This window comes from Rhodococcoides kyotonense (assembly GCF_001645385.1).
Taxonomy (GTDB): Bacteria; Actinomycetota; Actinomycetes; order Mycobacteriales; family Mycobacteriaceae; genus Rhodococcoides; species Rhodococcoides kyotonensis_B.
This window is the reverse complement of sequence record NZ_LVHI01000032.1, coordinates 266,294-277,286: the sequence shown is the minus strand read 5'-3', so window position 1 is coordinate 277,286 and position 10,993 is coordinate 266,294. Positions and strand designations below refer to the sequence as shown.

Genomic DNA, 10,993 nt, shown 5'->3' with positions numbered 1-10,993 from the left:
AACTTCGTCCGTACCATCGAAGAACGCCAGGGCATGAAGATCGGCGCCCCCGARGAGGTGTCGTGGCGTCGCGGGTTCATCACCGAYGACGAACTGCGTGAGCGGGCGGAGAAGCTCGTCAAATCCGGCTACGGGCAGTACCTGCTCGAACTGCTCGACCGAGGGAAATAAGACGTGACTTTTCGCGAGTTGAAGATCGCCGGCGCCTACGAGTTCACCCCACGCCAGTTCGGTGACGATCGTGGCGTGTTCTTCGAATGGTTCAAATCAACCGCRTTCGARGARGCGATCGGGCGGCCGYTSGAGCTACAGCAGGCGAACTGTTCGGTGTCCGCRGCCGGGGTGCTGCGCGGTATCCATTTCACCGACACCCCTCCCGGGCAGGCGAAATACGTCACCGCCGTGAAGGGYGCGTTCCTSGACGTGATCGTCGACCTGCGGGTTGGTTCGCCYACGTTCGGGCAGTGGGACAGTGTGCTCATCGACGACGTCGACCGGCGCGCGGTGTATCTGCCCGAAGGTCTCGGGCATGCGATCTTGTCCCTCGAAGACGGCTCGACGGTGATGTACCTGTGCTCGATCGAGTACACCCCGTCCCTCGACCGCGACCTGAACCCCCTCGATCCGGACCTGGCGATCACCTGGCCCACCCACGGCCGCGACGGTCGACCGTTGGAGTATCAGCTCTCGGACAAAGACAAAGCCGCACCCTCGCTCGCCGACGCCATCACCGCCGGATACCTACCCAAATACGACGGCTGAGTCCTGCCCGAAGGTCTCGGGCATGCGATCTTGTCCCTCGAAGACGGCTCGACGGTGATGTACCTGTGCTCGATCGAGTACACCCCGTCCCTCGACCGCGACCTGAACCCCCTCGATCCGGACCTGGCGATCACCTGGCCCACCCACGGCCGCGACGGTCGACCGTTGGAGTATCAGCTCTCGGACAAAGACAAAGCCGCACCCTCGCTCGCCGACGCCATCACCGCCGGATACCTACCCAAATACGACGGCTGACCGCGCACTTTCCAGCACACGCGCACGTTGCAACCTGCGCAGCCGCTGAAACCTGCGCGCATAAGCCGCCCGCCCCGGAAGCCCGGGGCAGCCCCACCCCCGACCGCGCACCTTCCAGCACACGCGCACGTTGCAACCTGCGCAGTTGCTGCAACCTGCGCGGATCAGCGAATTTTGAAGATCACCGCACGCTGCACGACGAAATTGATGACCGTCGCGGTGCCCTGGGCGATCACGAACGCGGCCGCGCTGTACAGGATTTCCTCGGGCCACAGGTGGCCGAACACCGTGTACAGCAGGTTCTGCACCCCGAACGTTGCTGCGTAGAGCAGGACGACAGCGATGAACCGAGCTCTCGACGGTTCCGCCTTGAACGTCCAGCGCCGATTGATCAGGTACGCAACGGTTGTTCCCACCACGAATCCGACCGCCTTGGCGATGGACAGCTGCAGGCCAAGTCCGTACTGCAGCGCGATCGTGATCGAGAAGTCGAAAACAGCCGACAGCACACCCGTCGCCAGGAATCGGATGATCTGAGTCTTCAGGTCGAGCGCCTCGTCGGCGATGTTCTCGGTCAGTGGCAGTTCGACGGGGAGAGGCGCGTGATGCTCGTCGCCGGTCGGCCGGTCGTCTTGGGTGGACACGACCACAGAGACTAGCCCTCCCCCCTGAGCCTCAGCGCAGCCTGCGGAGTGACCCGTCGAAGCGGGTACCCTCTACACCGATGTCCACGACAGCCGACGACGCACTCTTCCCCCTGGAACCCCAGGCCGGGAACACTGCGCCGCTACCCACGCACACCCGCACACTCACCGGATGGGGACGCACGGCGCCCTCGACGGGTGAGGTGCTCTCCACCTCGGACCCCGAGCTCATCGCGAAGGCCGTCAAGCAGGTCGCAGAGCAGAACGACAGCAAGCCGTCCCACCTTCGCCGCGGCGTCATCGCACGTGGCCTGGGCCGGTCGTACGGTGACAACGCTCAGAACTCCGGCGGCCTCGTCGTCGACATGACCGCGCTGAACGGCATTCACAGCATCGACGCGACGACACGCATCGTCGACGTCGACGGCGGTGTGAGCCTCGACGCTCTGATGCGTGCGGCCCTGCCGTTCGGCCTGTGGGTTCCGGTGCTGCCGGGTACGCGTCAGGTCACCATCGGTGGCGCCATCGGCTGCGACATCCACGGTAAGAACCATCACAGCGCCGGGAGCTTCGGCAACCACGTGCGCTCGATGGAACTGCTGACCGCCGACGGAGAAATCCGTCACCTCACCCCCGCCGGCCGCAACTCCAAGCTGTTCTGGGCCACGATCGGCGGAAACGGTCTGACCGGGATCATCCTGCGCGCCACCATCGAGATGACGCCGACGGAGACCGCGTACTTCATCGCCGACGGCGACGTCACGCAGACTCTCGACGAGACCATCGCGCTCCACACCGATGGCAGCGAGAACAACTACGACTACTCGAGCGCCTGGTTCGACGCCGTCGCCGCTCCCCCGAAGCTGGGTCGCGCCGCGGTTTCACGTGGATCATTGGCTCGACTGGATCAGCTGCCCGAGAAGCTGCAGAAGGATCCGCTGCGGTTCAACGCCAAGCCTCTCGTCACGTTCCCGGACATCTTCCCGAACGGTCTGGCGAACAAGTACACGTTCTCCGCCGTCGGCGAGGTCTGGTACCGCAAGGCGGGCAACTACCGGAACAAGGTGCAGAACCTCACGGCGTTCTACCACCCACTCGACATGTTCGGTGAGTGGAACCGCGCCTACGGATCAAAGGGATTCCTGCAGTACCAATTCGTGGTGCCGCCGGAGGCCGTCGAGGAGTTCAAGAAGATCATCGTCGACATTCAGCGTTCGGGTCACTACTCGTTCCTGAACGTCTTCAAGCTGTTCGGCCCGGGAAACAAAGCGCCACTGAGCTTCCCGATTCCGGGTTGGAACATCTGCGTCGACTTCCCGATCAAGCCGGGGCTGAACGAATTCGTGCGCGAACTCGACAAGCGCGTCCTCGAATTCGGCGGACGCCTCTACACGGCGAAGGACTCGCGGACCACCGCCGAGACTTTCCACGCGATGTACCCGCGGATCGACGAGTGGATCAAGGTCCGCCGATCCGTCGACCCCACAGGCGTTTTCGCCTCCGATATGGCCAGAAGGTTGGAATTGCTGTGACGATCGACGCTGTGGGTAATCCGCAGACCATTCTCGTACTCGGTGGCACCAGCGAGATCGGTCTCGCCATCACCGAGGAGTACCTGGCGAAATCGCCCGCCCGCGTCATCCTTGCGGCGCTGCCGAACGACCCGCTGCGCGACAGTGCCGTCGCACAGTTGACGGCCAAGGGCGCCAAGGCAGTCGACGTCATCGACTTCGATGCACTCGACACCGCGTCGCACCCGAAGGTCATCGACGAAGCCTGGTCCAAGGGTGACGTCGACGTCGCCATCGTGGCATTCGCCGTCGACTTCGACGCCGAGGAACTGTGGCAGGACCAGCGCAAGGCGGTGTTGACGGCCAACATCAACTACACCGCGTCCGTCTCCGTCGGCGTGCTGCTCGGCGAGAAGATGAAGGCACAGGCGTCGGGACGCATCATCGTCATGTCGTCGGTCGCCGGTGAGCGCGTGCGTCGCTCGAACTTCGTCTACGGCTCCACCAAGGCGGGTCTCGACGGCTTCTACCTCGGACTCGGAGAAGCGTTGCGCCCGTTCGGTCCTCGCGTCACCGTCATCCGCCCGGGCATGGTGCGCACCAAGTTCAGCGCCCACGTCAAGGAAGCACCGCTGACAGTCGACAAGGAAGACATCGCCGCGCTGGCAGTCGCCGCGTCGCAGAAGGGCAAGGACCTGGTCTGGGCACCCGGGCCGTTCCGCTTCGTGATGATGATCCTGCGGCACGTCCCGCGGCCCATCTTCCGCAAGCTGCCCATCTAGATGAAACGAGCGCTCGGGACCGCCGTCGACGGCGTACTGGCCGCTCTCGTCGCGACACTCGTTGCGACGGTCGGGCTGTACGCCTTCTCGCTCGTCGAGTGGCCGGCGTTCAACTCGTCCAACGTCACACGGGCACTCACGACGCTGGGACAGGTCGTAAGTGCGGCCCTGCTCGGTGCGGCCATCGTGCTGTACCGACGCGGCACTCGTGCATGGCTGGCACGCGGGCTCACATGGGTGGGCCTGTCCGGCTTCGTGACGGTCACGCTCGGAATGCCTTTGGCGGCAACGAAACTCTATCTGTTCGGCATCAGCGTCGACCAGGAGTTTCGCACCGAATACCTGACGCGGTTGACGGATTCGGCTGCGCTGCGCGACATGACGTACGCGGACATTCCGCCGTTCTACCCGGCCGGATGGTTCTGGATCGGCGGACGCGTCGGCAACCTGCTCGGCATGGACGGCTGGGAAGTGTTCAAGCCGTTCGCAATCGGCTTCCTGGCCGTCACTGCCGTCGTCGCCTACACACTGTGGCGCCAACTGGTTCGCGCGGACCTGGCCGTCGCGGTCTCCGCGGTCACGACGGCTCTCGTCGTTGCCTATGCATCTCCCGAGGCCTACAGTGCCGTCATCGCTCTCCTGATCGCGCCGGCCTTCCTGCTCGCGTGGGGTGCGCTGAATCGGCCGGTGACTGCCCGCTTCGTCGGCATCGATGGTCCGCGGCATCCGATAGACGGCGACAGCGGTCCATCGATGCCGACAAAGGCGGGCAAGGGCTGGGGCTGGGGCGCTGTCGTCGGGACCGGTCTGTTCCTCGGTCTCGCTGCGACGTTCTACACCCTCTACCTCGGGATGGCCGCGTTCGCCGTCGTACTGATGGCGATCGTCTCGGCGTTCCTGGGCATTCGCGCCGAGAAGACGTGGCGCGCAGCGATACCCGTCGTCGTCAGGCTCGCCGTGATCGCGGTGATCTCCGGGCTCGTCGCGCTGACGGTGTGGCTGCCGTATCTGGTCGATGCGCTGACCGGTACACCGGCGACGTCCGGCACCGCGCTGCACTATCTACCGGAAACCGGTGCGACACTGCCGTTCCCGATGTTCGAGTTCTCGCTCCTCGGCGCGCTCACGATGATCGGAACACTGTGGCTCGCCGTGCGGACCGCCACGTCGCGACGGGCACAGGCACTGACCATCGGCGTCGTCGCGGTGTATCTGTGGACGCTGCTGTCCATGGCCGCGACCGTCGCGGGAACGACGCTGCTGAGTTTCAGACTCGAAGCGGTACTGATCGTATTGCTCGGCGCCGCAGGCGTTTTCGGTTTCATCGAGGGCTCGAAGGCGATCTACCAGGCGATCAACGAGCCGGTGCGGTTCAAGGCCGCAGCGGTCGTCGTCGCGGCCGTGGGGGCGTTGGCGTTCGCCCAGAACATCCCGCAGGTGCTGCAGACCGAGATCACCGTCGCCTACCAGGACACCGACGGTGACGGCGTGCGCGCCGACAAGCGGCCACCGAGCGCGGTGTCGTACTACGGCGACGTCGACAAGGCCATCGGTGAGCAACTCGGCAAGCCTCGCGACGAGACGATCGTGCTGACGGCGGACACGTCGTTCCTCAGCTACTACCCGTACTTCGGCTTTCAGGGTTTGACGTCGCACTACGCGAATCCGCTGGCTCAGTTCGATCAGCGGGCCGCAGCCATCGAGGACTGGGCGGAGCTGGAGTCGCCCGACGAGCTCGTCGCCGCGATGGACGGCAGCGAATGGACAGCTCCCGACGCCTTCCTGTTTCGCCGCGGCGCCGACGGTTACACGCTGCGCCTTGCCGAGGACGTCTACCCGAACGACCCCAACGTACGGCGCTACACCGTCACGTTCGACGAGTCGCCGTTCGAGGATCCGCGATTCACCGTCACCGACATCGGACCGTTTGCGCTGGTCACACGAGTTTCGTAGGCAAAACACATAACGTTCACGTAACGTTCGATTCGATGACAACCACCGACCAGACCGTTCTCGGGCCTTCGGGGACGACGCAGGAACAGAAGACCGGGGCGCGACGACAGCTCCACCGCGCCGACCTCGCGGCCGCCGTAGCGTTCACCGTCGGCGCCCTGTTCGTCCTGCAAGGTCAGTGGCGAAACCTGTCCAGCGGGTACCTGTACAACAGCGGCCAGGACCAGGCCATGTGGGAATGGTTCTTCGCCGTCGCGGCGCATGCCGTCGCGCACCTCGACAATCCGATGTCGAGCGATCTGCAGAACTACCCACTCGGCGTGAACCTGATGGCCAACACGGCGATGTTCGGGCTGTCGATTCCGCTCACACCCGTGACGTTGCTGTTCGGCCCGACCGTCACGTGGGCCATCGCCCTCACCGCGGGCCTCGGCGGCACCGCGTACGCGTGGTACTGGCTGTTCTCGCGACGCGTCGGCGCGTCGAAGGGAGCGTCGGCACTCGGAGGAGCGCTCTGCGGGTTCGCCCCAGGGATGGTGTCGCACGCCAACGGTCACCCGAACTTCGTCGTCCTGTTCCTGCTGCCGGTGATCGCGTCGCTCGTCATCGGCATCGCACAGGACGGCCCCACCCGCCGCAGTACCATCACGCTCGGCCTCGTCGTCGCGCTGCAGATCATGTTGGGCGAGGAGCCGCTGCTGATCTTCGCGATCGCGTTCGGCGTGTTCGCCTTCGCCTACTACCTCGGCAGCCCGCGAAGCTTCGTTCCTGCGGTGAAGAACGCGTCGAAAAGCCTTCCGTCAGCCGCGATCCTGACGCTGCTGCTCGTCGCGATTCCGTTGTACTGGCAGTTCTTCGGGCCGCAGAGCTACTCGTTCCTCGAACACGGCAACATGGGCAACGACGTCAAAGCTCTGTTCCAGTTCCCGGCCCAATCCATCGGCGGCACCGCCACACCCGGCCAGGACGTCAGCATCAACGCCACCGAGGAGAACGCCTACTTCGGCTGGCCGCTGCTCGTCCTGGGTCTGATCGCCACCCTGTGGATGTGGCGCGAGGCCCGGGTGCGCGCCGCGGCCGTGACGGTCGTCGTCGTGAGCGTTCTGTCCCTCGGATCCGAGCTGTACATCGGCAAGCGCAACACCGGAATCGAATTGCCGTGGACGTGGCTGGCCGAGTTGCATCTCGTCGAGTCGGTACTCGAAACTCGTTTCGCGCTGGCCGCCGTGCCCGCGCTCGCGTTGCTGATCGTCGTCGCCACCGACAAGGCATTCGGACGCGGATTGCGTCCGGTTCCTGCGCTGTGGTCGATCGCGTTGGCGCTGGCCCTGATTCCGCTCGTACCGACGCCGCTGCAGGCCGTCGATCGGTCGCCGACGCCTCAGTTCTTCGCGGGCGACGAGTGGAAGAACTACGTGTCCGACGGCTCGGTCGTCACCGTGCCGCTGCCGCGCCCCGAGGATGCACGTCCGCTGCGCTGGCAGATCCAAGCCGACATGCAATTCCCGCTCGCCGCAGGCTATTTCGTCGGGCCGAGCGACGCGGCGGACAAGAAGGCGAAATACGGTGCCGTCGATCGTCCGACCGCTCTGCTGCTCGGATCCGTGCAGAACTCCGGCACGGTCCCGGACATCACTCCCGACCAACGGGCACAGGCCGTCGACGATCTGCGCTTCTGGAACGCCGACGTCGTCGTCCTGCCGCCGGAAAAGAACGCCACCGCGCTGCGCGGAACCGTCGACCAACTCCTCGGTTCGGAAGGCGAATTTCACGGCGGCGTTTGGGTGTGGGACGTGCGCCAATTGGTGAACACTCCCTGACCTGCGAGAAACAGGGGCCCACAGGCCCGTGCCCTAGCATCGACAATCGTGTCCACCGCAGCAGCCACCGCACCGAAACCGCCTTCCGCAAAATCGACGTCACGTATCTCGGCGGGACTGGTCGCTGTCGTCTCCGGTGTCATCGCCGTCCTCGCGGCGATCGTGACGCCACTGCTGCCGGTCACTCAGGATTCGGCGTCGATCAGCTGGCCGCAGAACGGAACGCTGAACTCCGTCGAGGCGCCGCTGGTGTCGTACTCGCCGCTGTCGATCGACGCGTCCATCCCGTGCGACGTGATCTCCGGTGCAGCTCCCGACACGGTCGTTCTGTCCACCACCGCACCGGGCGCGCCCGACGCCCAGGGCGTCGGACTCGTCGTGACCCGCACCGAGGGCGGCCTGCAGGCGGTGTTGCGCGAACAGGTTCTGCTGTCGTTGACCGACGCCGAGCTGGCGTCGTGCTCGTCGGTGGACATCAGCTCGACGGACGTCGTGAGCACCGCGTCGGCCGCGGGCACCGACGTCACGACCACGATCGAGGGTGACCAGCGCCCGCAGACGGTCGGTATCTTCTCCGAACTCGACGGCGCCGCGCCCGCAGGGCTGAGCGTGGACGTGCAGATCGACTCACGGTTCTCGTCGACCCCGACCCTGCTGAAGAAGCTCGCGATGGCCGTCGCGGTGCTCGGCACGATCGTGTCGCTGATCGCGCTGCATCGGTTGGACCTGCTCGACGGCCGTCGAGGACGCCGTTTCTTCCCCGCGCATTGGCTGCGCGTCACCGTGGTGGACGGGATCGTCGTCGGCGTGCTGGTGGTGTGGCACTACATCGGCGCGAACACGTCCGACGACGGCTACCTCCTCACAATGGCCCGCGTCTCCGAGCACGCCGGGTACATGGCCAACTACTACCGCTGGTTCGGCGTCCCCGAAGCGCCGTTCGGCATGCCGTACTACGACATGCTCGCCGCGTTCGCGAAGGTGTCGACGGCCAGCCCGTGGATGCGCCTGCCGGCGCTCGTCGCCGCGGTGCTGTGTTGGGCGGTCATCAGCCGTGAGGTGATTCCACGTCTCGGTCGCGCCGTCCGCTTCGACAAGGTCGCCATCTGGACGGCGGGACTGGTGTTCCTCGCGTTCTGGCTCCCCTACAACAACGGTCTACGCCCCGAGCCGGTCATCGCTCTCGGCGCGCTGCTGACGTGGTGCTCGATCGAGCGTGCCATCGCCACCGGCCGACTCCTCCCTGCCGCCGTCGCCGTCCTCATCGCCGCGTTCTCGTTGGCCGCCGGGCCGACGGGACTCATCTGCGTCGCCGCCCTTCTCGCCGGCGGACGCCCCCTCGTTCGCGTCGTCATCGCGCGAGCACGCATGGTCGGATACGCCGCCGTCCTCGCCCCGATTCTCGCGTCGGGCACCGTCATCATCGCTGCCGTCTTCGCCGATCAAACGGTGACGACGGTTCTCGAGGCGACGAAAGCGCGTGCGGCCGTCGGCCCGAACGTCCCCTGGTTCGACGAGCGCACCCGCTGGGATTCGCTCATGGAGATCACGCCCGACGGCTCGCTCGCCCGCCGATTCGCGGTCTTCGCAATGGTGCTGTGCGTCATCACGACGATCGTCGTCATGCTGCGTCGCAACGGTCGCATTCCCGGTGTGGCACTCGGCCCGTCGCGTCGCATCGTCGGCATCGTGATCGGCGCGTTGGCGCTCATGATGTTCACCCCGACCAAGTGGACGCACCACTTCGGTGTCTACGCGGGCCTCGCCGCATCGCTCGCAGCCGTCGCCGCGGTCGCAGTCGCCTCCGTGACACGGGAGAACGCGCGCAACCGCACGCTGTTCACCGCGGCGGTCCTGTTCCTGACCGCGCTCGCGTTCACCGGCTCGAACGGCTGGTGGTACGTCTCGAGCTACGGCATCCCGTGGTTCGACAAGCCGCCCATGATCCTCGGCAAAGGCTTCTCGACGGTCTTTCTCGGACTCACCGTCCTCGCGCTCCTGTACGCCGGGTGGCAGCATCTCCGCGCGCCCTATCGCGCGCCGGCCCGATCCGCGCGCTTCGGCGTGTCCGCGCTGACGGTGATGGCCGCATTCATCGTGCTGTTCGAGCTGTTGTCGTTCGCCAAGGGCATCGTGGCCCAGTATCCGGCGTACTCCGTGGCCCGTTCGAACCTGAACGCGCTGGCCGGGAACTCGTGCTCGCTCGCCAATGATGTTCTCGTCGAACAAGATCCGAATTCTTCGATGCTCACGCCGATCGATTCGTCCGCCGCGGACTCCCTCGCCGGGCCGGGAACCACCGGATTCACACCCGACGGCGTCCCGACCGACCTGACCGCCGACGAGGAAGACGTCTCGCAGCAGAGCACCCGCGGATTCGGCGACGACGCGGACACCGACCAGCAGACGGCATCCGCGTCCGGGGCCTCCGGCACCGAAGGCGGCACCACGGAGGCCACCGGCATCAACGGAAGCTCCGTCGCCCTGCCGTTCGGGCTCGACGCGTCGCGCACCCCGGTTCTGGGCAGCTACGGCGCCGACACGGCGGAACCCGCGACCCTCGAGACCGGGTGGTTCGCCCTGCCCGACGACCCTGCCAGCGACTTCATCGCCATCAGCGCGGCAGGACGCATTCGCTCGGTCGACTCCGACGGCATCGTCGCGTCGGGCCAGCCGCTCGAGGTGGAGTACGCGTCGGGAGACCAGGTTCTCGGACGCATCACGCCGATCGACATCGGACCGCAGCCGTCGTGGCGCAACCTGCGGGTGCCGCTGGCCGACATCCCACGTGACGCCGACCGCATCCGCCTCGTCGCCACCGACTCCGACATCTCGCCCGACCAGTGGCTCGCGGTGACGCCGCCGCGCATTCCGCGCACGACCCCGCTCGTCGACGTCATCGGACCCGATGTCCCGGTGATGCTCGACTGGACCGTCGCGCTCGGTTTCCCGTGCCAGCGTCCGTTCGGTCACAAGGACGGCGTCGCCGAACTGCCCGAGTACCGGATCCTGCCCGACCGCAGTGGTGCGGCAGCTCACAGCCCCGTCATGGACGCGTACGGCGGCGGACCGCTCGGATGGCAGCAGCTCGTCCTGTCGGCGCAGGTCGTACCGACCTATCTACGCGACGACCTGGACCGCGACTGGGGTTCGCTCGAGCGTTTCACGCCGATCGATTCGTCCGCTGCGCCGGCCGAGCTGACGGTCGACACGGTCACCCGCAGCGGATGGGAGTCGGAGGGACCCATCAGAGTCGGATGAAACGG

The 10,993-nt window shown here is 66.1% G+C and carries 7 protein-coding genes and 2 pseudogenes; 8 read left to right on the top strand and 1 reads right to left on the bottom strand.

The window, feature by feature from the left end; all coding sequences use genetic code 11:
• The 3 genes and pseudogenes from A3K89_RS26475 to A3K89_RS20810 form a co-directional block, all read left to right on the top strand.
• A pseudogene (locus tag A3K89_RS26475) lies at positions 1-171 on the top strand (glucose-1-phosphate thymidylyltransferase); the annotation flags it as partial.
• 3 nt (positions 172-174) lie between these two features.
• Positions 175-762: a dTDP-4-dehydrorhamnose 3,5-epimerase family protein gene (locus tag A3K89_RS20815; RefSeq protein ID WP_068430033.1), complete on the top strand. Its 588-nt coding sequence runs from the start codon at positions 175-177 to the stop codon at positions 760-762.
• A gap of 3 nt (positions 763-765) precedes the next feature.
• Positions 766-1,017 (top strand): annotated as a pseudogene (locus A3K89_RS20810) (dTDP-4-dehydrorhamnose 3,5-epimerase family protein); the annotation flags it as partial.
• Between the two features lie 164 nt (positions 1,018-1,181).
• On the opposite strand, the gene A3K89_RS20805 reads toward A3K89_RS20810, so the two are convergent.
• Positions 1,182-1,667 (bottom strand): GtrA family protein, encoded by a 486-nt coding sequence (locus tag A3K89_RS20805; protein ID WP_084423913.1) that lies wholly within the window; start codon positions 1,665-1,667, stop codon positions 1,182-1,184.
• A gap of 74 nt (positions 1,668-1,741) precedes the next feature.
• Here A3K89_RS20805 and A3K89_RS20800 point away from each other — a divergent pair, with 74 nt between their 5' ends.
• From A3K89_RS20800 to A3K89_RS20780, 5 genes are read left to right on the top strand one after another with little or no spacing between them, the layout of a single operon-like run.
• Complete coding sequence (locus A3K89_RS20800; RefSeq protein ID WP_068430031.1) at positions 1,742-3,193, top strand: FAD-binding oxidoreductase; 1,452 nt, start codon at positions 1,742-1,744, stop codon at positions 3,191-3,193.
• Positions 3,190-3,954 (top strand): decaprenylphospho-beta-D-erythro-pentofuranosid-2-ulose 2-reductase, encoded by a 765-nt coding sequence (locus A3K89_RS20795; RefSeq protein ID WP_068430027.1) that lies wholly within the window; start codon positions 3,190-3,192, stop codon positions 3,952-3,954. The genes A3K89_RS20800 and A3K89_RS20795 overlap by 4 nt, the downstream gene beginning before the upstream one ends.
• Positions 3,955-5,907, top strand: coding sequence for a galactan 5-O-arabinofuranosyltransferase (locus A3K89_RS20790; RefSeq protein WP_068430024.1), 1,953 nt, complete (start codon positions 3,955-3,957; stop codon positions 5,905-5,907).
• Positions 5,908-5,942: 35 nt separating this feature from the next.
• Positions 5,943-7,727 (top strand): glycosyl transferase, encoded by a 1,785-nt coding sequence (locus A3K89_RS20785; RefSeq protein WP_068430018.1) that lies wholly within the window; start codon positions 5,943-5,945, stop codon positions 7,725-7,727.
• Positions 7,728-7,775: 48 nt separating this feature from the next.
• On the top strand, positions 7,776-10,988 hold the full coding sequence (locus tag A3K89_RS20780) for an arabinosyltransferase domain-containing protein (RefSeq protein ID WP_068430016.1): 3,213 nt from the start codon (positions 7,776-7,778) through the stop codon (positions 10,986-10,988).
• Positions 10,989-10,993: the final 5 nt, after the last annotated feature.

Bases quoted from the DNA above. Each gene is read 5' to 3' on its own strand.
- A3K89_RS20785 (WP_068430018.1), top strand. From the start codon at position 5,943: ATGACAACCACCGACCAGACCGTTCTCGGGCCTTCGGGGACGACGCAG.
- A3K89_RS20790 (WP_068430024.1), top strand. From the start codon at position 3,955: ATGAAACGAGCGCTCGGGACCGCCGTCGACGGCGTACTGGCCGCTCTC.
- A3K89_RS20800 (WP_068430031.1), top strand. From the start codon at position 1,742: ATGTCCACGACAGCCGACGACGCACTCTTCCCCCTGGAACCCCAGGCC.